Below are 21,186 nucleotides of genomic sequence, written 5' to 3' on the forward strand. Positions count from 1 at the left end.
GAGCGCCCGATTATCGCGCCCTTGTTACGGCCGGTCGCTGCGGTACATCTTGTCCGGATTCATCTTCATGCTCCACGGCAGGCCGGAGTTCTGCCAGCCGTTCTGCAGGCGGAAACCCTTCTGCGGGCCGTCCTTGATCGGCGCCCCCTGGAAGCCGTGTTCGACGTAGCGCGCGTTCGGAAATCCATTGGCGCGCAGAAAGGTCGCGCTCGGCTCGCCGCGTTCGCTGCCGGAACGGCACATGGTGATGACTTCGGCATCGGCGCCCAGCCCGCGCTTGTCCAGTTCGGCCTTGATCTGTGCCGCGAAGTCGGGGTTCTGGAAGGTCTTGAACACGTTCTTTTCGGCATTCCACTTCGTGCGATCGACGATCAGGTAGGGAATGTTCACGTGCGCCGCGTCGGTGAAGCCGACGAACATGATTTCGACCGGATCGCGTACATCGACCAGCAGCACCTTGCTGTCGGCCTTCTGCACGGCGGCGTGCGCGTCGGCCGCCGAGATCGCCATGTCGACGGCGGATGCGGTGAGCGTTGCCAGCGACAGCGCGGCAGCGAGGAGCAGTCTTTTCATGATGTGTGTTCTCCAGGGTCAGTGCGGATGCATGGATTCATCGTGCGCCTTTCGCGCGTGCCTGCCAGTGACTGCGATCACCGACGGAACGCGCGGGGTGTTCTGCGCCGGGCCCGCAGACGCTTGCATACCGAGCCGAGCGGACCGGCAGCCGCCTTCATGCCTGTGCGTCTGGCGTGTGTGTGTCATGGCGCGGGCCGGACACCGCGGTCAGCAGGGGCCAGACGAAAGCGAACACCAGCACGCCGACAGCCACCGACAGGCCGATCAGATTGGCCCAGTCGACCCAGTAGCCCATTTCGCTGATCGAAGACCGGGTCACGAAGGGCACCAGCCAGACGGCCAGTGCGGCAAAGGTTGCTCCGATCACCAGCGATGCCGGAAGCGCTTCCCGCCAGTGGGCGTGCCGGCGCAACAGTGCCGCCGACATGAGCGCAATCCACACCGCAGCGGCACCCCCTATCCACGGCAATGCGGTCAGCGCGAGTTCGAAAACGATGTTCAGGGCCAGCCATATTTCATACATGTCGTTCTCCTCACACCCTGCCCTTGGCCACTGCCATGTAGGCGGGCTTGAGCAGGCGGTATTTCATCAACCAGGCGAAGTAGCTGTCCTGCAGCGGCTCGATCATCGGCAGCGACGGCACCAGCCGGCCTTCGTAATCGAACTCGACCAGCAGCGCCGAGCCTTCGCGCAGCAGCAGCGGGCAGGAGGTGTAGCCGTCGAAGCGCTGCGACGGCTCGCCGCCGGCAATCACGTCGATCAGGTTGCGCGCGACGAGCGGCGCGCTCTTCTTGATGGTCGCCGCCGTCTTGCCGCGCGGCGTGCCATTGATGTCGCCCAGACCGAACACGTTCGGGTAGCGCCGGTGGCGCAGCGTGTCCTTGTCCACCTCCAGCCAGCCGCCGGCGGCGAACGGACCGTCCTGCCAGGCGAGCGGACTGTTCTTCACCGCGTCCGGTGCGCGCATCGGCGGCACCACGTGGATGAAGTCGTAGCCCAGTTCGTTGCGCTCGCCCTCGGGTGTCAGGAAGGTGGCGCGCCGCGTGCCGATGTCGATCGCGACCAGCTTGCTGTTGAAGGTGACCGGCACGTCCAGGTCGGCCCAGCGGCGGAGCACATCGTCATTGACCGGCTTCACGCTGAAGATGTTGTCGAGCGCGGAGTGGAAGCTCACTTTCGACGCGGCCTGCGTGCCCGCTTCGCGCAGGCGGTCGACCAGCATGAAGGTCATCTTCAGCGGCGCACCGGCGCACTTGAGCGGCGTCGCCGGAAGCGTCATCAGTGCCTCGCCGCCCTGCCGGCGGAAGGCATCCATCGCCAGCCAGGTCGCCTGCGCCGCCTGCGGACCGGGATACACGCTGGTCAGGCCGTTGGCGCCGATGGCCGACACGTCCATGCCGTCGATCTGCGCGTAGTCGAGGTGCAGGCCGGTCGCCACCACCAGATAGTCATAGCGGATGCGCTGGCCGCCTTCGGTGATCAGGGTGCTGGCGTCGGGGTCGAACCCGGCCGCCATGTCCTTCACCCATTCGACGCGGCCGGGCAGCAGGTCGGCGTTGCGGTCGCTCACCTTGTCCACCGGCCAGATGCCGGTCGCCACCAGCGTGTAGCCCGGCTGGTAGTTGTGGATTTCCTTGCGGTCGACAATCGTGATCTTCGCGCCGTCGAGTTCGCGCGAAAGGCGATTGGCGATGGCCACGCCGCCCAGCCCGCTGCCGGCGATGACGATGTGCGCCGAGGTTTTCACCGCCGCCCGCGCCGGGCGCGGTGTTGCAGCGCCAAGTGCCGCAGCGCCCAGCGGCACTGCCGAGGCGCGCAGCATGAAGCGCCGCCGGCCGATGTCCGGCAGCGCAGTCGATACAGCGACCTCCGGTTTCCCGTGTTTCATGAATGTCTCCTCCCGGCTTTTCGCCTTGTCGGAATGGCTCACGCAAAGGTCTGCAGACGCGGCCATGAGAGCGCGTCGCGGATCAAGCAGGCCAGACCCGAAAAACCTGCTCGCCGCAGCATGCAGTGCGAGCGGACGCCGCCGCCCGGAGAGGCATCCGGGTTTCGGATCCGCCAGATTCAAGGCGCACGGCATGGCCGTATCCATGACATATCAAGTCTCGTGCCAGCACGATGACAAAGATCAAAAATCCATATGGATGAGTGGTTTGGCGAACTACCCGAACGGGCAGTACTTGACCTTGGAGCTGCCAGCGACACAGACTGACAGCCCGATCACGTCAGAACTGTCAGTGCCATGTCAGACGAACTGCGTCCGCTGCCCGAACTGGTGTCCTTCATCGAACTGGCACCCGAACCGCACATCCTGTTCGACCGCGACTACCGCGTGATCGCCGCCAACAAGGCTTACCGCGCGCAGTACGGCGGTGGGCGCAGCGTGGTCGGGCGCACCTGTTACGACGTGTCGCACCACTACAGCGTGCCGTGCGACCGCGCCGGCGAGGCCTGCCCGCTGGCGCGCAGCCTGGAATCGGAACAGCGCGAGCGCGTGCTGCATCTGCACCAGACGCCGCGCGGCGAGGAATACGTGAACATCGAACTCACTCCGGTGCGCAACGGCAGCGGCGACATCGCGTGGTTCATCGAAAAGATGGAACCGCTGAAGGTGGCGCGCGGCGTGTCCGAACGCAGCGGCCTGATCGGCCGCGCGCCCGCCTTCCAGCGCATGCTCGAACTGGTCTCGCGGGTGGCGCCGTCGGATGCCAGCGTGCTGCTGCAGGGCGAATCCGGCAGCGGCAAGGAACTGGTGGCGCAGGCGGTGCATGACGCCAGCCGGCGCGCCGACCGCCCCTTCGTCGCGGTGGACTGTTCCGGCCTGCAGGACACGCTGTTCGAAAGCGAGCTGTTCGGCCACGAGAAGGGCGCCTTCACCGGCGCCATCGCACGCAAGGCGGGTCTGGTCGAAGCGGCCAGCGGCGGCACGCTGTTCCTCGACGAGCTGGGCGACATTCCGCTGACCATGCAGGTGAAGCTGTTGCGCCTGCTGGAGACCGGCACCTATCGCCGCGTTGGCTCCACGGAGCTGATGCGCGCCGACATCCGCCTGGTGTCGGCCACGCACCGGCCGCTGAAGCAGATGATCGCCGAAGGCCGCTTCCGGCAGGACCTGTACTACCGGTTGAATGCCTTCCCCATCGTCGTGCCGCCGCTGCGCGAACGGCGCGAAGACCTGCCGCTGCTGGTCGAATCGCTGCTCGCACGCGTCGCACCCGGCCGTCGGCTGACCGTGGCGCCGGCAGCCATGCGCGCGCTGCAGGCCTATGCCTTCCCGGGCAATGTGCGCGAGCTGCGCAATGTGCTGGAACGCGCCAGCCTGCTGTGCGATGGCGAAGAGATCGGCACGCAGCATCTCGATGAGGAAATCTGCATCGGCTGCGCCGGCCCTGCCCGCCGTGACGCGACAGGCGGTCTGCCGGCAGACGGCGAGGGCGCGGTCGATCTGGAAGAGGCGCAGCGTCAGATGCTCGCGCGCGTGGTGCGCAACCACACCGGCAGCCGTCATGAGCTCGCCCGCAAGCTCGGCATCAGCGAACGCACGCTGTACCGCCGGCTGCGCGCGCTGGGCATCGCGCAGGACTGAAACCGGCGCTGCGGGCGGCGCGATTGCGCCATCGCTGACAGGCAGCCCTGCCTGCGCTGGCAGTGCGGCAGTGGATGCCCACCGGTGCTCCGCCCGCAAACGGCGCGCAGCGGCGCACCGACCGGGTGGCACGCGGATTGCGAATGTCCAGTGACAGAAACCGGCAACCGGGCGCAGGCAGCGCCCCGCTCGACCGCGCGGGCCGCGCGCCCTTCAACACGCGTGCAGCCCGTGCGTGCGGCCCCGATGCCCGCCGTGACCCGGGTCGCCGGCTTCGTCCTTTTCCGCATGCTTCACCGGAGCCCGTGCCATGACCCACACGACCGAACTGCCCGCCCTCCTCCCGCACGCAATGTGCGCCGACCGCCGCCGCCTGCTGATCGCCACCACCGGCGTCGGCGCAATTGCCGTCGCAGCGACCGCCGTTCCCTTCCTGTCCAGCTTCGCGCCTTCCGATCGGGCACGCGCCGCCGGCGCGCCGGTCGAAGCCGACGTAAGCAAGCTGGCGCCGGGCGCCATGATGACCGTCGAATGGCGCGGCAAACCGGTGTGGGTGCTGCACCGCACGCCCGACATGCTGGCCGCGCTCGATCGACACGAAGCACGGCTGGCCGACGCCGCATCGGCCGAGGCCGAGCAGCCCGGCTATGCCGCCAACCGCGAGCGCGCGCGCCGCGCCGACTATCTGGTGGTGATCGGCATCTGCACCCACCTCGGCTGCTCGCCGACCGAAAAGATCGACACCGGCAGCAGCTCCGGGCTGGGCGACGACTGGCCGGGCGGCTTCCTGTGCCCCTGCCACGGTTCGACCTTCGACCTCGCAGGACGCGTGTTCCGCAACCAGCCGGCGCCGACCAACCTCGAAGTGCCGCCCTACCAGTGGCTGTCGGATACGCGGCTGCTGATCGGGGACGACGGGCGTGGCGAGGCCTGACTGCGGGAAGGGCGGTTGATCGTTGCCCCGACGGGGGCAGCGGAAGCAGGGCGTTCCCGGCCCGATGAGCGCGGGGTTATGCCGCGCGGCAAGGTATCGCTGTCAGATGTGATTTCAAAGGAGCCAGCGCAACGGGCTGGCGTGACCTCGCCACCTTCTCTGAGTTACCGCACCACCTATGCAAAGGCTGTAAATGCATACACTTCAGGGGCTTAGACAAGCGTATTGCTAGGATGCTTCACAGGGCGTAATGTCCGCAATCATTCCCAGCGATGAAATGTGGTGACAAGCATGGCAACAGAGCTAAGAACAGGCCTCGAGATCGATATCGACGCTGCGTACCGGTACCTCGCGATCGCGCGGCAACATCATTCGCAAGCTGACATAGCTTCGTATCTGGACGTCAATGTCAAAACCGTCCAGCGTTGGGAGGCCCGGCAGTCGATGCCCAAGCCTTATCTGACGCATGCCCTGCGGCAGTTGATCCTTCCGTTCGGCATGCCGAAAACCGATGACGCCGAGTTCACCTTCATTGATCTCTTTGCGGGAGTGGGCGGAATCCGGGCAGCTTTTGAGGGAATCGGCGGACGTTGTGTCTTTACGAGTGAGTGGGACACCTACGCGCAGAAGACCTACGCCGAGAACTTTCCTGACGGACATCTCATCGCAGGCGACATAACCAAGATCGCTGCGAGCGACATACCGCACCACGACGTATTGTTGGCAGGCTTTCCGTGCCAGCCTTTTTCGATTGCCGGTGTGAGCAAGAAGAACGCACTCGGGCGTGCGCACGGCTTCCACGACGAAACGCAAGGAACATTGTTCTTCGACGTATGCCGGATCATTGATGAGAAAAGGCCGCGCGCTTTTCTGCTGGAGAATGTCAAGAACCTCGTGTCACATGACAAGGGCCGCACTTTTGACGTCATCCGCAGATCGCTTCAGGAACTTGGCTACTTCATCCATACCCGCGTGATCGATGGTGCCCACTTCACACCGCAACACAGGGAGAGGATCATCATTGTCGGATTCCGCGAGAATTCAGCCTTCGATTTCGATGCGCTCCCACTGACGCCCAAGGGCAGCAAGGTCATGCGTGACATCCTGCACCGCACGGACGGTAGCGAACCTGAGATCGAGGCGGACGGTGATCGTTTTTTCGATCACAGGGGTTGCAAGGTCCCCGACAAATACACGCTCACGGACAAGCTGTGGTCGTATCTGCAGCGTTACGCAGACAAGCACAAGGCCAAAGGCAATGGCTTCGGCTTCGGACTGGTGTTTCCAGACAGTGTGTCCCGCACATTGTCGGCGCGTTACTACAAGGATGGTTCGGAAATTCTTGTCTGGCAGGGTGAGGGCCGGAATCCTCGACGCCTTACTCCAAGAGAATGCGCAAGACTGATGGGGTTTCCTGATACCTACAGGATTCCAGTGTCGGATACTCGTGCCTACAAGCAGTTCGGAAATTCAGTTGTTGTTGATGTGATTCGTCATGTCGCAAGCCTGATGAAACCCGCACTGACTTCCGACGGGCAGGAGCCTGAACTCCCTTTGCGCTTCAAGAACGCCTGACGTCACCTATGCTGGCAGAAGCGTACGTTCCAGGGTTCTCCTCCTCGCGTCGGGGCGATTCGTGATTCAAGCAATCTAACCCGCCTCTGTTCAGCGCGACGCGAATGTAAACTCGCCTTCTGCTTATTCGAATGCAACTGACATCTCATGTGGCTCTTCATGGCTGATGTTGTCGACAAGGCAACGCGTAGCCGGATGATGTCGGGTATCCGGGCGAAGGATACCTACCCAGAGACTTTTGTACGGAAAGGCCTGCATGCGCAGGGTTTTCGCTACCGCCTCCATGTCAAGGGCCTTCCGGGAAGTCCTGATATCGTTCTACCGAAGTACGGAGCGTTGATATCGATAATGGGATGCTTCTGGCATGGTCACGACTGCCGCTATTTCAAGGTTCCAGCCACGCGCACGGATTTCTGGTTGAAGAAGATCGAAGAGAACCGCGCACGTGACGCGCGGAACCTTGCCAGTCTGCAAGCACAAGGCTGGCGGACCCTCGTTGTCTGGGAATGCGCGATCAGAGCTGGCGGCAAGGTGAAGCCTTCACTGGATGTCATCGCACTCATATCCGAATGGCTGCGAAGTGGGGCAATCAGCGCCGAAGTGAATGAGAATGGAATGCTGGAGGGTTGATGTTTTCGGACTCGATTGCGAATTACTTCGAAGGCGTAGCTGCCAAGCACCTCAGCGCGGTTGACGCGCGCCCCGAGCGATCGAACCAGCACGAGATCGGTGGGCTGGTAAAAGTTGGTTTCAAGCAGTTCCTCGGGGAGCCGCTAAGGGGTGAGATCAACCGCTTCGAAGCAAGTCTTGTCTACTTGTCGGATGCAGACGAATCGCCTGTCATGTGCAAAGACACCGTGACATGGTACGGCGCAACGCGTCGCGATCCCGAACGCCCCCTCGAGTATCGCCTGTACTACCCGACCAATGCCGTCACGTCGCAGCTGGCAGAAGGGGACTTCTTTCTGATTGCAAAACGCACAGACGGGACGCTGCTACTGGTTTTCTGTCCTCCGGAGTCTACGGTCGAGGCGCAGCTGCGAGCTGTATTCGGGCTGGGTGCTGTTGGAGACTCATTCCGGAGTGGTGAGATATCTGTTTCTGCACTGATCCTTCCGGTAAGGCTCTTGCTGGAAGAGATCGGCCTTGTCACCCGGGAACAGGATGAACGCGGTCAATGGCTGGCACTTCTTGTCGAGAGCTTTGGCGGCGAGGTTTTTCCGGCCACCACTGAGTTCTCGGCTCTGGCCCGGAAAACTCTGAGCGGCGAGCTCGATCCTGTTGCGGATCCCGACACCGCGCTTATGGCGTGGATGGATCATGAGGAGTTCCTGTTTCGTATCTATGAGCGCCACATCGTGCAACAGAGGTTGCGGCAGGGATTCGGCGAGGACGGCGACGACGTTGATGCGTTCATCGGATATTCGTTGAGCGTCCAGAACCGGCGCAAATCGCGTGTAGGACATGCGTTCGAGGGGCACCTCGAGCACCTGTTCATGTTCAACGGATTGAAGTTCGAGCGAGCTCGTGGAAAGGGCAAAGTGACCGAAAACAATTCCAGACCTGATTTCATGTTTCCGGACTTCGGCGCATATCACGATCCAGAATTTCAAGTGGAACGCCTGACCATGCTGGGGGCCAAAACGACTTGCAAAGACCGCTGGCGACAGGTTCTGGCGGAGGCCGAGCGTATCGAACACAAGCACCTCGTAACACTTGAACCGGCAATCAGCGCAACGCAAACAGCCGAAATGGCTGCGGCAAATCTGCAGTTGGTCGTACCGGAATCAATTCATCCCACTTATAACGCCCAGCAGCGCGAGTTCATACAAAGCTTGCGGGACTTCGTGGCTGATATCCGGGCAAAGTCTTTCTGAGGGCAATACGCGAACTTGCGTGGTTCGAGAACGCAGCATCGGCGCTCTGATGGGAAACGAAGCTTGCCGGACGGGTACTGCCATGCTCGCTTACGGATGCTTTAGCGCCTCGTAGCCTGAAGCCAACAATCGGCAAACATGCGTGAGCACGTCCTGCCCAAACAGCATGGAACGTTCATCGCTACCGTAGTCTGACTACGATTCAACTCAAAATATCAAATTGACGGGCATTTGAATAAAGTGTTTGAATCGCAGTATGGCTACGACTGGAACAAGCAAACTAAACGCGCTCTATACCCGCCTGCCGCCCGGAGCGCCCCTGACCTCGGCCGATCTGGCGGGTCTGGGCATTTCGGCAGACTTGGCCGTGCACTACGTGCGCGCAGGCTGGCTCACGCGTTTGACGCGCGGGGTGTTCTGCCGCCCGAACGACACGCTGGCGCTGCATCCGAGCCTGTTGCTGCTGCAGCGCCGCTTCGCCGGTCTGCACGTGGGCGGGAAGTCGGCGCTGGACTGGTACGGCGTGCGTCAGTACGTGGCGCAGCAACCGGTGCTGCAACTGTATGGTTGGGCGGCCGGGCGCCTGCCGGAGTGGTTCACCGAGCGCTTCCCGGCCGAGTACCACCGCAAGCGCCTGTTCGACGAACAGCCCGACGCACTGCTGCACGCTGGCCCGTTCGAGAAGCGCAGCGGGGCACCGCAGGTATCGACGCCTGAACGCGCGCTGCTGGAACTGCTGAGCGACGTGGGCGTGCGCCAACCGCTGCAGGAGGCGCGTGAACTCGTGGAGAGCAGCTACAGTCTTCGCGCCGACGTGCTGCGCGAACTGCTGCAGCGCTGCACGAGCGTCAAGACCGTACGCCTGTGCCTGCAGCTTGGCCGGGAGGCCTCGATGCCCTGGGCGGCCGCGCTCGATCCTGCCACGCTGCCGACGGGCGGCAACCGGCCCTGGGTGTCCCGATCAGCCGACGGCCTGCTGGTGCTCAAGGCATGAACCAGACTTATCTCGACACCGCGCGTCTGCTGACGCAGGTCGCGCCGCTGGTGTTCGCGGATGACACCTTCGCGCTGAAGGGCGGCACCACAATCAACCTGTTCGTGCGCGACATGCCGCGCTTGTCGGTGGACCTCGATCAGGTCTTCCCTGACCACAGATTGCCACGTGACGAGGCGCTGACACGCATCAACGAGGCTGTCCGGCAGTCGGCCCAACGTTTGAAGAAGCAGGGCTTCGAGACCCAAGCGCCGGCAGCGGCGGCTGGAGAAACCAAACTGCTGGTCCGCCGTGGCGCCGTGCAGGTCAAGATCGAAGTGAACTTCGTGATGCGGGGCACCGTGAGACCCGTGCGCCGTGCCTCGCTGACGCCGACTGCGCGCGATGTGCTGATGGCCGATCTGGAAATTCCGCTGGTATCGCTGGAGGATCTGTACGGAGGCAAGCTGGTCGCAGCGCTTGACCGGCAGCACCCGCGCGACCTGTTCGACGTAATGCAGCTTTTCGCGCACGAAGGCATCACTCCCGGCATCAGGCGCGCCTTTGTGGTCTATCTGGCCCGCAGCAACCGGCCGGTGCACGAGGTGCTGTTCCCGCCGTTGCGAAACATCCAGAACGACTTCGAGCACAACTTCAAGGGCATGACAGCAGAGCCCGTGCCGCTGGCAGGCTTGCTTGAAACACGCGAGCGACTGCTGCGGGAGATTCAGCGCGGGCTGGACGATGACGAGCGGCGCTTCCTGTTGTCGGTGGTGGCTGGCGCGCCCGAATGGGCGCTGCTGGATGTCGCCGATCTCGAACATCTGCCGGGCGTGCGGTGGAAGCTGCAAAACCTGGCGCAGTTGCAGAAGACCAACCCGAAGAAGTTTGCCGAGCAGGCTGACTTGCTCGCCGAGCGGCTGAGCGGCTGAGCAAGGACGTACCCGCATACATCTGGCGGGCGCAGGCGGCCCGTCTGTCGCAGGCCGCCCGCCGCAAGGATCAGAACGCCACGACCTTGCGGTTCGGCTCCATCAAAGCGCGACCCATGGCATCCGGCTTGGCCGGTGCGATGCCGTCCTTCAGCATGTCCGGCTTGTGGCCGGTGTTCGGCAGATAGATCGCGCACACCGACGCGGTGGCGCCTTTCTTCATGGCGGCATCCAGCAGTTGCGCGGGCGTGACGTCCCTGGGCTTGAGCGGCGTGCCGCCGGCGCCCTTCAGCGCGAGGTCGCCGGCCTTGTCGCACAACAGGATGTCGACCTGACCGCCCTGTTCCTGCATCTGGTTGGCCAGCACCATGGCCATGCCCTGGGTCATGCCGCTTTCGGCGCTGAGGATGACGGTGACGGCCTGCTTGTCGGCCAGTGCGACCGACGACAGGGTGGCAAGTGCGAGGGTGACGAGTGCTTTCTTCATGGGTAAGTCTCCGGTGGTGAGTGGAAGGTGTGGCGTTTCAGCGCCGCTTCGCCGTCGGCGAAGGACGCGCGTGCCGCAGCAGTGCGGCGCGTCTGGATGTCATGTCGGTGATGAAGGCGTCGCGACTGCCGGCGAGCAGCGGTGCGCTGCGCAGGCGCAGTTCGCCCAGCGTGGCCACGCGGCGGCCGCGCAGCGGATGGGCCGGAAAGACGAGGGTCTGTTCCGGCAGCATGAAGAGGCGGCAGGTCAGGCTGTCGTACAGCAGGCCGGCATCGGCGTCATCGTCGCCATCGGCGCAGCTGCCCAGATCGAAGGCATCGCCGCAGAACAGGCGATCGCGCCACAGATAGCTCACGCAGTGCGCGGTGTGGCCGGGCGTGGCCAGCACGCGCAGCACCTCCTGGCCGAACACCAATGTGCTGCCGTGCACCGCACGCTCGACCTTCGCCGGGCAGGCGGCATTGATGCCGACACCGTCGGCGATGACCAGCGTGGCACCGGTCAGCTCGCTCAGCGCGCTGCAGTTCAGCGGCTGGCTGGCATGGACATGGGTGCGCAGCACGTGGCTCAAGCGGAATCGGCGCTCGGCCAGCAACGCAAGCAGCAGTTCGGCGCTGCGCGGCGGCGGATCGATGATGACCGCGTCCAGCGTGCCGGAATCGGCGAGCAGATAGCCGATTTGGCCGGCGTCAGGGTCTTCGATCGGGTGGAAATACACGGTGGGCTCGGCAGTGCGCGAAGGATGTCGTGCACTGCCCTATCAAGTGCCGTGCCAGTCGCGTCCGCCGCGAAAATAGCCATTCCAATCAGTCGCATGCGCTTCGGAGGTGACAAGCTGGCAGGGCGTACCGACTGCCTTTGGCAGTCGTGCTGCCATCTCGGGCAGATGTCTGGCAGCGCCTCACGACCCATGCGGTCTCCGGACGCAGTCCCAAGTCCATGAATGAACGCGTCTTTGCGTCAGCAGGACGAACATTCGCGCACGGCACGCATCTTGATAGGGGAAACGGGACCGGCGACCGCAGTTGTGCCGGGACTGATTCAGCGGACCGACCATGACCCGCGGTCCACCGATCGTCGTTCGATCACCTGTCCAGCCCATGACCCCAGACCTTGTCTTCGCCTTGATCAGAGCCACGTGCCAGCATGGAATGGCGCCGGAGCCGCCGACAGCGTCGCATGTCGGGGCGCGCGTCGACATGCACGCGTCGCCGTTCAGACGCTGGTTGCTGCGACGCTTTGCGGCCACCCGCGAGCCGCATGCGACCACGCCGTCGGACTGCGGACTGCCGGCGGTCACCGTCTGGCTGACGGCCTGCGATGGCCGGCGCCTGCACGGCTGGTTCGTGCCGGCCGGCACCGACCCGCGCCCACCGGCCGCACTGGTGATGCACGGCTGGGGCGCCAATGCGTCGATGATGCTGCCGTTGGCCCGCCCACTGCACGAGGCCGGCCACGCCGTGCTGCTGCTCGATGCGCGCGGCCACGGCGACAGCGATGACATCGACTTCATGTCGCTGCCGCGCTTCGCCGACGACGTGGCCGCCGGGCTGGACTGGCTCGGCGCGCGGAGCGACGTCGACCCGGCGCGGCTGTCGCTGATCGGCCATTCGGTCGGCGCCGCCGCGGTGCTGCTGGAAGCCAGTCGCCGCCCGCGTGCGCAGGCGGTGATCAGCCTGTCGGCCTTCGCACACCCGCAGGACATGATGCGGCGCTACCTCGCGGCGATGGGCATCCCGTGGCGTCCGTTCGGCGCGCTGATCACGGGCCATGTGCAGCGCGTGATCGGTGCGCGCTTCGACGACATTGCGCCGCTGGCCACGCTGCCGAAAGTCCGCTGCCCGGTGCTGCTGGCGCACGGCCTTCACGACAGCACCGTTCCGATCAGCGAAGCGCACCGGCTGGTGGCCGCGCGGCCCGGTACGCCGCTGATTTCCCTTGATGCCGAGCATGACCTGAGCGCCGCACTGCCACAGGCGCGCGCCGCGCTGATGGCCTTTCTGGCCGTGTCGGGTGGAGCGCCCACAAACGGGGAGCTCTGACGTGAGGGCGCTCTGACATGACGCCGCGAGCAGACCACAAGCGAAGGGCCGTGGGAGCGACGATCAGCGGCTGGCCCTGCATGGCCAACCGCTGATCGCAGCTCCCGCGGGGGACGCTACGGCAGGTCGCGCACCCGAAGAAACACCGGGAAGCGCGGCTTGCCGCGGGCCGTCAGTTCGCGATAGCGGTAGGTCACCTGATCGCCGATGGCCGGCGGCGCGGCGCGTGCCGCGTCGCTGAAGCCGCTGCCGATGCGAAAGCGCCGGCCTTCGGCGTCCATCACCTCCAGCGCACCGAGCCGGCCGCGATGGCGGCCTTTGCCCGGCACGTGACCGGTCACGGTGGCTTCGGCGTCAAGAAAGGGCGTGAGCTTGAGCAGGGCATCGCTGCGCCCGGCGGTCCACAGCGCGTCGGCTCGGTGCAGCATGAGCCCTTCGCCGCCACCGGCGACCACATCATGGAATTGCGATGCCAGTTCGACCCGGTCGGCCACGCGCCACTGCGGCACGACCTGCAGCCAGGGCAGACCTGCGTCGGCGACGATGCGGGTCAGGCGCGCGAAGCGCTGGCTGAAGTCGCCCGGCGCGCCCGGCAAGTCGAACAGCAGATAGCGCACCGGCCGCCAGTCGGCATCGTCCGGCACATCGCGCCGCACTACACCGGACAGCACTTCGAAGCGGCCCCGGGCGATCCACAGTTCGCCATCGAGCGGCAGCGCGGGCAAGGACCCGGTAAACCAGGCCGGCGCCGCGATCGGCCGGCCGCTGCGAAAGCGCAACACGCGCCCGTCCCACACCGCGCGCACTCCGTCGAGCTTTTCGCTGACCCAGTAGGCGGCCGGATCGATGCCGTCGTGATGGCGCTGCGCATGCATCAGCTCGGGCGGCGCAGCCAGCGCGGCCGCCATCGACAGCATTGCGCACAACACAAGGCGCAGCCATGCGGGCAATCGGATCATGCAACCGGTTCCTCGGGAAGCGGGACGCAAAGCTTAACCCGTACATGTCGATGGCATCAACGATCCCTGGCCGTGATGCGCGCGGGTGACGTTGCATCTGACGGCGCCGTGGCCAGGCGCGACGCCTCACCGGCCGCGGCCGCATCGGCAAACGCGGCGGTTCACTCGCCCAGGTAGGCGGCGCGCACGGCGGGGTTGTCGAGCAGCTCGGCCGAGGCGGCGGCCAGCGTGATGCGCCCGCTGTCCATGACGTAACCGCGGTCGCACAGCGACAGTGCAAGGCGCGCGTTCTGTTCGACCAGCAGCAGGGTGACGCCGTCGCGCGCAATGTCGCGGATGACGCCGAACACGGTATCGACCATGACCGGCGACAGGCCCATCGACGGCTCGTCGAGCAGCAGCAGGCGCGGCCGGCTCATCAATGCGCGACCGATGGCGACCATCTGCTGTTCGCCACCGGACAAGGTGCCCGCGGTCTGACCGGCGCGTTCCTTCAGCCGCGGCAGCAGCGTGTAGACGCGTTCGAGGTCGGCCGCGATGGCGGCGCGGCCGTCGCGCGCGTAGGCACCCATGTCGAGGTTTTCGCGCACCGACAGACGGGCGAACACGCCGCGGCCTTCCGGCACCAGCGCCAGACCGCGACCGACCAGCGTGTGCGGCGGGGCATGCGAAATGTCACCGCCGTCGAAACGCACTTCGCCGCCGGCCGGCAGCATGCGCGCCAGCGCCTTCAGCGTGCTGGTCTTGCCGGCGCCGTTGGCGCCGATCAGCGCCACCTTCTCGCCGGCCGCGATGTCGAGATCGATGCCCTTGACCGCCCGGATACCGCCGTAGTGCACGGTCAGCCCGCGTACTTCCAGCATCAGGCGGCCTCCGGGTCGGCCTGCCGGCCCAGATAGGCGGTGATCACGCGCGGATGGCGGCGCACCACGTCGGGTACGTCTTCGGCGATCTTCTCGCCGTAATCGAGCACGGCCACGCGGTCGCACAGGCCCATCACCAGCTTCACGTCGTGCTCGATCAGCAGCACCGTGAGCCCGTCGCCGCGCAGCTTTTCGATCAGCGTGCGCAGACCGGCGGTTTCGGTGGCATTCATGCCGGCCGCCGGTTCGTCGAGCGCCAGCAGCTTCGGTTCGGACGCCAGCGCGCGGGCGATTTCAAGCCGGCGCTGGTCGCCGTAACTGAGGTGGGTGGCCTGCTGGTTGGCCAGTTGATCGATGCCGACATAGCGCAGCAATTCATGCGCGCGCGCCTCGGTGGCCGCTTCTTCGGCGCGCGCCGCCGGCGTGCGCAGGATGGCGCCGATGACGCCGGTACGCAGCCGGATGTGCCGGCCGACCATGACGTTCTCGAGCGCGCTCATGGCGCCGAACAGCCGGATGTTCTGGAAGGTGCGCGCAATGCCGGCGCCGGCGATGCGGTGCGGCACGCCCGGCGGCAGGTCGCGCCCGTCGAAGGTGACGCGGCCTTCGTCCGGGCTGTACAGGCCGGTCAGCACGTTGAAGAAGCTGGTCTTGCCGGCGCCATTCGGTCCGATCAGTCCATACACCTCGCCGCGCCGTATCGTCAGCGACACGTCGCGCAGCGCCTGCACGCCGCCGAAGCGCTTCGACACGCCGCTGGCCGACAGCAGCACGGCGTCCTGCGCGATCGTGCCCATGGGGTCGCTCATGTCGCCTCCGCGTGCGCAGCCAGTTCGCGCTTGCGCAGCGCCGACGGCCACAGGCCGGCCGGTCGCCATCGCATCACGAGCACCAGCGCCACGCCGAACAGCAGCAGGCGCAGCGATTCCGGATCGACCAGCACTTTGCCGAACAGCCACTGCTGCACCGGTGCGGCGCCCCAGCGCAGCAGTTCGGGCAGCAACGCGAGCAGCAGCGCGCCGAGGATGACGCCGGCAATGTGGCCCATGCCGCCCAGCACCACCATGCACAGCACCATGATGGATTCGAGCAGGCCGAACGACTCCGGACTGACGAAGCCCTGGAAGCCGGCGAACAGGCCGCCGGCCACGCCGCCGAACGTCGCGCCCAGCCCGAACGCCAGCAGCTTCACGTTGCGCGTATTGATGCCGCAGGCACGCGCCGCCAGTTCGTCTTCGCGGATGGCGACCCAGGCGCGGCCGAGCCGCGAATCCTGCAGCCGTACGCAGATGAAGACGACGCCCAGCGTCAGCGCGAGGAAGAAGTAGTAATGCGCGGTGACCGACGGAATCTGCAGACCGAACAGTTCGAAGCTGCGGCCGAGCGACTGGCCGGCGATCTGTGCCGACTGGATGTTGTTGATGCCCTGCGGCCCGTTGGTCAGGTTCAGCGGCGCGTTCAGATTGTTCAGGAAAATGCGGATGATTTCGCCGAAACCGAGCGTGACGATGGCGAGGTAGTCACCGCGCAGCTTCAGCGTTGGCGTGCCGAGCAGCACGCCGAACAGGCCGGCGACCAGCGCACCGAGCGGCAGCACCAGCCACACCGACCACGCCGGCGCGCTGGCAAACACGGCCGGAAAGGCGATGGCCAGATGCGGGCTCGACAGCAGCGCATACAGATAGGCGCCGACTGCATAGAAGGCGATGTAGCCCAGGTCGAGCAGGCCGGCGAAGCCGACCACGATGTTCAGGCCGAGCGCCAGCATGACGTAGAGCAGCGCGAAATCGATGATGCGCACCCACGAATTGCCGAAATTCGCGCCGACGACGAAGGGCAGCACGGCCAGCGCGATGCCGATCAGCACGATGCCCAGCCGGGCGCGCAGTTTCGGGTCGCCGGGCAGGGTCACGCGGCGTTACCGGGAAATGGGTTCTCGACGCGCACGCCGTCTATCACCTGCCCGTGACTGAGGTCTTCGGTGATCAGCGTGCCGCATCCGGCATGGGCGGCCGCCGAAACGATGAGCGCGTCCCAGAACGACAGTCGATGATGCTGACTGCGCCGCGCCGCGATCAATACCAGTTGCGGCGTGACCTGCACGACGTCCAGCACGGTCAGCGCCTCGGTCATGCGGAAAGCGTCCTCCGCCGGAACGGTGGACGCGAATCGTGCTCGAAGCACGTAATGGAATTCCTGCATGACTTGCGTGCTGATGACTGCGTTGCCGGCTTCGGCGTGGTGATTGAAGCACGCGCGGGCGGCCTGCTGCTTGATCGGGTCAGCCGTATCTATCCGGTACAGCAGCACATTCGTGTCGAAGAAGAATTTCACTGCTCGCGCGCCGGGCCATGACGGGACATCCGCTCTTCATAGATGTCGTTGCGATCGAAGGTCCAGCCGTCTCCGCTGGAGGGCTGAAGGCGGTCGACCAGTGCGTCGAGTTCAGCCAACGCGCGCAGGCGCGCCTCGCGGCCGCTGGCGTAGCGGGCAATCTGCTCGCGCACGACCGCATTGACCGAAGTCCCTTCGCTCGCTGCCCGGATTCTCGCCTTCTGCAGCACCTCGTCATCAATCACCAACGTCAGATTGGCCATGGTGCCCTCGACATCGAAAAATCACACGGGACCAGCGTAGCACAGGTCATGTGTTAAAGATGCCCTGCGCTCATGCCCGTTCCGCCACTTTCTCGCCCATCAGGCCGGACGGACGGAATACCAGCACCAGGATGAGCACGAAGAAGGCGAACACATCCTGATAGTGGCTGCCGAGGAAACCGCCTGTCAGGTCGCCGATGTAGCCGGCGCCCAGACTTTCGATAATGCCCAGCAAGAGGCCGCCCAGCATGGCGCCGCCGACATTGCCGATGCCGCCCAGCACGGCGGCGGTGAATGCCTTCAGGCCGAGCATGAAGCCCATGGCGTAGTGCGCGATCGAGTAGTTGGCCGCGACCATGACGCCAGCCACCGCCGCAAGCGCCGAGCCGAGCACGAAGGTGATGGCGATGACGCGATCGACGTCGACACCCATCAGCCGCGCGACCGCGGGGTTCTCGGACGTCGCGCGCATCGCGCGGCCGAGCCGGGTGCGCGTGATCAACCACAGCAGCGCCGACATCAGCACGGCGGCGGTGACGACGATGAGGATCTGCAGATCGGTGATCGCGGCGCCGAACACCTGGTGCGGCGTGGTCGGCAGGATGGCCGGAAAGGTGTGGTAGTTGCGGCCCCAGCCCATCATGGCCAGCTGCTGCAGCACGATGGACACGCCGATGGCGGTGATCAGCGGTGCCAGCCGCGGCGCGTTGCGCAGCGGCCGGTAAGCGATGCGCTCGATCGAGAAGCCGACCGCCATGCAGACCGGAATCGCGATCAGCAGGCCACCGAGCACCACCACCGGGCCGGGCAGGCCGGACGGCACCAGCAGGCCGATGGCGGTCAGCGCAGTCAGCGCACCGATCATCACCACCTCGCCGTGCGCGAAATTGATCAGCCCGAGGATGCCGTAGACCATCGTGTAGCCCAGTGCCACCAGCGCGTAGATGCTGCCGAGCACCAGACCATTGATGATCTGCTGGATGAAAATGTCCACGCGGCGCTTACGGCGTCGCGTCGCCGCCCACTGTCTCCAGCGGCGACCAGGCACCGGACTTCGCCTGGTACAGCGTCACTGCGCCGTTCTTGATGTCGCCCTTTTCGTCGAAGGCGATCTGCGCGGTCAGGCCCGGGTAGTTGATCTGTTCGAGCTCGGGCAGGAATTTCATGCGGTCGGTCGAGCCGGCCTTCCTCATCGCTTCGGCCACCACGCGCACCGCGTCGTACGCATACGGCGCGTAGAGCTGGATGTCGGTGTTGAACTTCGCCTTGTAGCGATCACGGAAGGCGGTGCCGCCGGCCATCTTGTCCAGCGGCACGCCGGGCAGTGAGCAGTAGTGACCTTCGGCGCCCTCGCCGGCCAGCTTGTGGAATTCGACCGTGCAGCCGCCGTCGCCGAACAGCATCGGAATGCCCAGGTTGAGCGTCTTCAGCTGGCGCGCCATCGGACCGGCCTGGGTGTCCATGCCGCCGTAGAACAGGAGGTCGGCCGACGTCGATTTCACCTTGGTCAGGATGGAGGCGAAGTCGGTCGCCTTGTCGGTCGTGTACTCGCGGGTGACGATTTCAGCGCCGGCCGCCTTGGCGGCCTTCTCGAATTCGTCGGCCAGACCCTGGCCGTAGGCGGTGCGGTCATCGATGATGGCGATGCGCCGCGCATTGAGGTTCTTCATCGCGAACGCGCCGAGCGCACCGCCCTGCTGCACGTCGTCGGCGAACACGCGGAAGGCGCCGGCGTACCCCTGCCGGGTGTATTGCGGGTTGGTCGCTGACGGCGACACCTGCACGATGCCGGCGTCGTGATAGATACGTGACGCGGGAATGGTGGTGCCGCTGTTCAGGTGACCGATCACCGCATTGACGCGCGAATCGGCGAGCTTCTGCGCCACGGTCGTGCCCTGGCGCGGATCGGCCTGGTCGTCTTCGCCGAGCAGTTCGAAACGCGCCCGCTTGTCGCCGATCTGGAAGCCTTCGGCATTCAGGTCGTCGATGGCCAGCCGGGCGCCGTTCTCGTTGTCCTTGCCCAGATGCGCCTGCGGCCCGGTCAGCGGGGCCACATGACCCAGCCGCACGACGAGCGGCGCTTCCATCGACGGTTCTCCGGCCACGGGTGCCGCCGACGGCGCCGTATCGGACTGTTCGCCGCACGCCGCGAGCAGGCAGGCCGACAGAACGAGAAGCGCAGGCAGGGGACGCGACGGGAAGGGCTGGGTCATGGAAAAGTCTCCGCAAGGCTGGAAAGAAGGTCAGCGCCGGATTTTGCGGGCGGCTGCGGGCAGCGTCAATTTTGTTTGTGCGCTACTGCGCCGGACGGACGGTCGACAAAAAAGCCGCCGTGCGATTGCGTCAGCTCGCACGCCGGCTTTTCGGCACTCCTGAGGCGCGCCTGCGTCAGCTGCGCGCGCGCCTGCGTCAGCTGCGCGCGCGGCGGCGTCAGCTGCGCGCGCGGCGGCGTGCCGCCACGATCAGGCCCAGACCGGCGAGGAACATCGCATACGTTTCCGGCTCGGGCACCGGCAACGACAGCACGATGGGGTTCTGCGACAGCTGGACCGCACCGGCTCCGGCGAAGGTCAGTCCGGTCACGAAGGCGGTCGGGTTCAGCGGATCGAGTGCCAGGCTTTCTTCGATGCCGAGCACGCGGAAGCGGTCGACGCCATCGCTCAGCGTGTATTCCTCGCCGGCCAGCACGTTGTCGGCGAACACCCATTCGGCGCCGTTCCACAGCCAGACTTCGTAGGCGTTGTCGCCCAGTTCCGGCAGCAGCACGCTGGCGAACAGCGGGCCGCTTTCGAGGAAGTAGTCGTAGCCGATGGCGATGTCGGGGTCGATGAAGAAGGTTTCGCCCGGGCGTACGTTGAAGGTGAACGACCAGCCCTCATCGGTGGCCACCGGCAGCAGCGGGTTCGACGGCGACGATCCGGGCGGTGCGCCGTTGCGGATGGCGAACGTCCACAGACCCGGAGTCTCGGACGACACATTGCTCGCGTGCTGCAGGTCGAGCACGGCGTCGGAGCGCGATCCGGGCAGCGTCAGGAAATTGACGCCATCACCGGCGTCATAGCCGGCCTGTGCAGGGATGCCACCCAGGCCAGCCGTGCCTTCACTGGCGTCGCCGGTGGTCCATTCGAGGCGCTCGTAGCGGAAATCCACATCGAAGTTGCCAGTGCCGGTGTCGGCGCGATTGCGCAGCACCAGCTGGAAGCTGTTCGTCTTCGGACCGACGGCCGCGGCGAGCAGCGTTTCACCGCTGCCTTCGCCGCCTTCTTCACCGCCACCGGGAATCTGGTCACCGAAGTAGCCGACGGACGACCAGGTCACCGCGAGGGTGTCGGCATTCGGCGAGTGGATCCACAGATTGCCCGCCACACGCGTGTCGACGTCAGCCCAGTACGGCGCAATCATCGGCTGACTGGCGACGGGGAAGGGATCCGGCGTGAAGGTGCCGAGTGCAGACTCGAAGGTGATGTTGCCGTTGTTGTTGACGAAAAAGCTGCTGTACGTGCTGCCGAAGAAGTTGATGTCGAACGGCAGGTCCAGCAGGTTGGTCGAGCCGTCGTCATTCGCGGGCAGGAACTCGGTGCCGAAGCCTTCTTCGCCGACCCCGAAATCAAGCAGCGGAATGGCCTGCGCCGAACCGACGAACGAGGCGAGCAGCAGGGGCAGGGCAAGACGACGAAAGACCATGGTGGAGCTCCTTGAACGCAATGCGGGAGCTCAGCAACTATCGTTCCATCACAGTCATGTCATAAAAATGATGTACGGGAACAAGGCACTCCGGTCA

The 21,186-nt window shown here is 65.3% G+C and carries 22 protein-coding genes; 8 read left to right on the top strand and 14 right to left on the bottom strand.

Features of this window, described 5'->3' with window-relative positions; genetic code table 11:
- Positions 1-24 precede the first annotated feature (24 nt).
- The 3 genes from Q8Q80_RS16585 to Q8Q80_RS16595 all read right to left on the bottom strand — a co-directional run bounded on the left by Q8Q80_RS16585 (position 25) and on the right by Q8Q80_RS16595 (position 2,465).
- Complete coding sequence (locus Q8Q80_RS16585; protein WP_305633981.1) at positions 25-573, bottom strand: rhodanese-like domain-containing protein; 549 nt, start codon at positions 571-573, stop codon at positions 25-27.
- Between the two features lie 157 nt (positions 574-730).
- A complete protein-coding gene (locus Q8Q80_RS16590; RefSeq protein WP_305633982.1) occupies positions 731-1,099 on the bottom strand; it encodes a hypothetical protein in 369 nt (122 codons plus the stop codon).
- Positions 1,100-1,109: 10 nt separating this feature from the next.
- Positions 1,110-2,465 (bottom strand): NAD(P)/FAD-dependent oxidoreductase, encoded by a 1,356-nt coding sequence (locus tag Q8Q80_RS16595; RefSeq protein WP_305633983.1) that lies wholly within the window; start codon positions 2,463-2,465, stop codon positions 1,110-1,112.
- Positions 2,466-2,822: 357 nt separating this feature from the next.
- Between Q8Q80_RS16595 and Q8Q80_RS16600 the strand changes: the two genes are divergently transcribed.
- The 7 genes from Q8Q80_RS16600 to Q8Q80_RS16630 all read left to right on the top strand — a co-directional run bounded on the left by Q8Q80_RS16600 (position 2,823) and on the right by Q8Q80_RS16630 (position 10,457).
- Positions 2,823-4,166, top strand: coding sequence for a sigma-54-dependent Fis family transcriptional regulator (locus Q8Q80_RS16600; RefSeq protein ID WP_305633984.1), 1,344 nt, complete (start codon positions 2,823-2,825; stop codon positions 4,164-4,166).
- A gap of 310 nt (positions 4,167-4,476) precedes the next feature.
- Positions 4,477-5,100, top strand: coding sequence for a ubiquinol-cytochrome c reductase iron-sulfur subunit (gene petA / locus Q8Q80_RS16605; protein WP_305633985.1), 624 nt, complete (start codon positions 4,477-4,479; stop codon positions 5,098-5,100).
- A 291-nt stretch (positions 5,101-5,391) separates the two neighbouring features.
- A complete protein-coding gene (gene dcm, locus Q8Q80_RS16610; RefSeq protein WP_305633986.1) occupies positions 5,392-6,675 on the top strand; it encodes a DNA (cytosine-5-)-methyltransferase in 1,284 nt (427 codons plus the stop codon).
- A 159-nt stretch (positions 6,676-6,834) separates the two neighbouring features.
- Positions 6,835-7,305: a very short patch repair endonuclease gene (locus Q8Q80_RS16615; RefSeq protein WP_305633987.1), complete on the top strand. Its 471-nt coding sequence runs from the start codon at positions 6,835-6,837 to the stop codon at positions 7,303-7,305.
- Positions 7,305-8,552, top strand: a complete 1,248-nt coding sequence (locus tag Q8Q80_RS16620; protein ID WP_305633988.1) for a type II restriction endonuclease — start codon at positions 7,305-7,307, stop codon at positions 8,550-8,552. The genes Q8Q80_RS16615 and Q8Q80_RS16620 overlap by 1 nt, the downstream gene beginning before the upstream one ends.
- A 256-nt stretch (positions 8,553-8,808) precedes the next feature.
- On the top strand, positions 8,809-9,546 hold the full coding sequence (locus tag Q8Q80_RS16625; RefSeq protein WP_305633989.1) for a type IV toxin-antitoxin system AbiEi family antitoxin: 738 nt from the start codon (positions 8,809-8,811) through the stop codon (positions 9,544-9,546).
- The gene (locus Q8Q80_RS16630) at positions 9,543-10,457 is read left to right on the top strand and encodes a nucleotidyl transferase AbiEii/AbiGii toxin family protein (protein ID WP_305634068.1); all 915 of its coding nucleotides are present in this window, start codon (positions 9,543-9,545) and stop codon (positions 10,455-10,457) included. Before Q8Q80_RS16625 ends, Q8Q80_RS16630 begins: the two co-directional genes overlap by 4 nt.
- Before the next feature lie 70 nt (positions 10,458-10,527).
- Here Q8Q80_RS16630 and Q8Q80_RS16635 read toward each other — a convergent pair whose 3' ends face one another.
- The gene (locus Q8Q80_RS16635) at positions 10,528-10,944 is read right to left on the bottom strand and encodes a hypothetical protein (protein ID WP_305633990.1); all 417 of its coding nucleotides are present in this window, start codon (positions 10,942-10,944) and stop codon (positions 10,528-10,530) included.
- Between the two features lie 37 nt (positions 10,945-10,981).
- Positions 10,982-11,662 (bottom strand): MBL fold metallo-hydrolase, encoded by a 681-nt coding sequence (locus tag Q8Q80_RS16640; RefSeq protein ID WP_305633991.1) that lies wholly within the window; start codon positions 11,660-11,662, stop codon positions 10,982-10,984.
- 481 nt (positions 11,663-12,143) lie between these two features.
- Between Q8Q80_RS16640 and Q8Q80_RS16645 the strand changes: the two genes are divergently transcribed.
- A complete protein-coding gene (locus tag Q8Q80_RS16645) occupies positions 12,144-12,986 on the top strand; it encodes an alpha/beta hydrolase (protein WP_305633992.1) in 843 nt (280 codons plus the stop codon).
- Positions 12,987-13,102: 116 nt separating this feature from the next.
- On the opposite strand, the gene Q8Q80_RS16650 is transcribed toward Q8Q80_RS16645, so the two are convergent.
- The 9 genes from Q8Q80_RS16650 to Q8Q80_RS16690 all read right to left on the bottom strand — a co-directional run bounded on the left by Q8Q80_RS16650 (position 13,103) and on the right by Q8Q80_RS16690 (position 21,089).
- Complete coding sequence (locus tag Q8Q80_RS16650; RefSeq protein WP_305633993.1) at positions 13,103-13,945, bottom strand: DNA ligase; 843 nt, start codon at positions 13,943-13,945, stop codon at positions 13,103-13,105.
- Positions 13,946-14,106: 161 nt separating this feature from the next.
- The gene (locus Q8Q80_RS16655) at positions 14,107-14,808 is read right to left on the bottom strand and encodes an ABC transporter ATP-binding protein (protein ID WP_305633994.1); all 702 of its coding nucleotides are present in this window, start codon (positions 14,806-14,808) and stop codon (positions 14,107-14,109) included.
- Positions 14,808-15,617 (bottom strand): ABC transporter ATP-binding protein, encoded by an 810-nt coding sequence (locus Q8Q80_RS16660; RefSeq protein WP_305633995.1) that lies wholly within the window; start codon positions 15,615-15,617, stop codon positions 14,808-14,810. The genes Q8Q80_RS16655 and Q8Q80_RS16660 overlap by 1 nt, the downstream gene beginning before the upstream one ends.
- Complete coding sequence (locus tag Q8Q80_RS16665) at positions 15,614-16,714, bottom strand: ABC transporter ATP-binding protein (RefSeq protein ID WP_305634069.1); 1,101 nt, start codon at positions 16,712-16,714, stop codon at positions 15,614-15,616. The genes Q8Q80_RS16660 and Q8Q80_RS16665 overlap by 4 nt, the downstream gene beginning before the upstream one ends.
- Before the next feature lie 2 nt (positions 16,715-16,716).
- On the bottom strand, positions 16,717-17,142 hold the full coding sequence (locus tag Q8Q80_RS16670; RefSeq protein WP_305633996.1) for a PIN domain-containing protein: 426 nt from the start codon (positions 17,140-17,142) through the stop codon (positions 16,717-16,719).
- On the bottom strand, positions 17,139-17,405 hold the full coding sequence (locus Q8Q80_RS16675) for a hypothetical protein (protein WP_305633997.1): 267 nt from the start codon (positions 17,403-17,405) through the stop codon (positions 17,139-17,141). The genes Q8Q80_RS16670 and Q8Q80_RS16675 overlap by 4 nt, the downstream gene beginning before the upstream one ends.
- 70 nt (positions 17,406-17,475) lie before the next feature.
- On the bottom strand, positions 17,476-18,399 hold the full coding sequence (locus Q8Q80_RS16680; RefSeq protein WP_305633998.1) for a branched-chain amino acid ABC transporter permease: 924 nt from the start codon (positions 18,397-18,399) through the stop codon (positions 17,476-17,478).
- A 7-nt stretch (positions 18,400-18,406) separates the two neighbouring features.
- Positions 18,407-19,618 (bottom strand): branched-chain amino acid ABC transporter substrate-binding protein, encoded by a 1,212-nt coding sequence (locus tag Q8Q80_RS16685; RefSeq protein ID WP_305633999.1) that lies wholly within the window; start codon positions 19,616-19,618, stop codon positions 18,407-18,409.
- A 217-nt stretch (positions 19,619-19,835) separates the two neighbouring features.
- A complete protein-coding gene (locus Q8Q80_RS16690; RefSeq protein ID WP_305634000.1) occupies positions 19,836-21,089 on the bottom strand; it encodes a nidogen-like domain-containing protein in 1,254 nt (417 codons plus the stop codon).
- Between the last annotated feature and the right edge of the window lie 97 nt (positions 21,090-21,186).

It is taken from the genome of Methyloversatilis sp. (assembly GCF_030698125.1).
GTDB lineage: Bacteria > Pseudomonadota > Gammaproteobacteria > Burkholderiales > Rhodocyclaceae > Methyloversatilis.

Excerpts from the sequence above, each read along its gene's own strand:
- Q8Q80_RS16630 (WP_305634068.1), top strand. The coding sequence starts at position 9,543 with ATGAACCAGACTTATCTCGACACCGCGCGTCTGCTGACGCAGGTCGCG.
- Q8Q80_RS16655 (WP_305633994.1), bottom strand. The coding sequence starts at position 14,808 with ATGCTGGAAGTACGCGGGCTGACCGTGCACTACGGCGGTATCCGGGCG.
- Q8Q80_RS16675 (WP_305633997.1), bottom strand. The coding sequence starts at position 17,405 with ATGGCCAATCTGACGTTGGTGATTGATGACGAGGTGCTGCAGAAGGCG.
- Q8Q80_RS16685 (WP_305633999.1), bottom strand. The coding sequence starts at position 19,618 with ATGACCCAGCCCTTCCCGTCGCGTCCCCTGCCTGCGCTTCTCGTTCTG.
- Q8Q80_RS16585 (WP_305633981.1), bottom strand. The coding sequence starts at position 573 with ATGAAAAGACTGCTCCTCGCTGCCGCGCTGTCGCTGGCAACGCTCACC.
- Q8Q80_RS16650 (WP_305633993.1), bottom strand. The coding sequence starts at position 13,945 with ATGATCCGATTGCCCGCATGGCTGCGCCTTGTGTTGTGCGCAATGCTG.
- Q8Q80_RS16595 (WP_305633983.1), bottom strand. The coding sequence starts at position 2,465 with ATGAAACACGGGAAACCGGAGGTCGCTGTATCGACTGCGCTGCCGGAC.
- Q8Q80_RS16600 (WP_305633984.1), top strand. The coding sequence starts at position 2,823 with ATGTCAGACGAACTGCGTCCGCTGCCCGAACTGGTGTCCTTCATCGAA.
- Q8Q80_RS16635 (WP_305633990.1), bottom strand. The coding sequence starts at position 10,944 with ATGAAGAAAGCACTCGTCACCCTCGCACTTGCCACCCTGTCGTCGGTC.
- Q8Q80_RS16690 (WP_305634000.1), bottom strand. The coding sequence starts at position 21,089 with ATGGTCTTTCGTCGTCTTGCCCTGCCCCTGCTGCTCGCCTCGTTCGTC.
- Q8Q80_RS16620 (WP_305633988.1), top strand. The coding sequence starts at position 7,305 with ATGTTTTCGGACTCGATTGCGAATTACTTCGAAGGCGTAGCTGCCAAG.
- Q8Q80_RS16645 (WP_305633992.1), top strand. The coding sequence starts at position 12,144 with ATGCACGCGTCGCCGTTCAGACGCTGGTTGCTGCGACGCTTTGCGGCC.
- petA (WP_305633985.1), top strand. The coding sequence starts at position 4,477 with ATGACCCACACGACCGAACTGCCCGCCCTCCTCCCGCACGCAATGTGC.
- Q8Q80_RS16615 (WP_305633987.1), top strand. The coding sequence starts at position 6,835 with ATGGCTGATGTTGTCGACAAGGCAACGCGTAGCCGGATGATGTCGGGT.
- Q8Q80_RS16625 (WP_305633989.1), top strand. The coding sequence starts at position 8,809 with ATGGCTACGACTGGAACAAGCAAACTAAACGCGCTCTATACCCGCCTG.
- Q8Q80_RS16590 (WP_305633982.1), bottom strand. The coding sequence starts at position 1,099 with ATGTATGAAATATGGCTGGCCCTGAACATCGTTTTCGAACTCGCGCTG.
- Q8Q80_RS16660 (WP_305633995.1), bottom strand. The coding sequence starts at position 15,617 with ATGAGCGACCCCATGGGCACGATCGCGCAGGACGCCGTGCTGCTGTCG.
- dcm (WP_305633986.1), top strand. The coding sequence starts at position 5,392 with ATGGCAACAGAGCTAAGAACAGGCCTCGAGATCGATATCGACGCTGCG.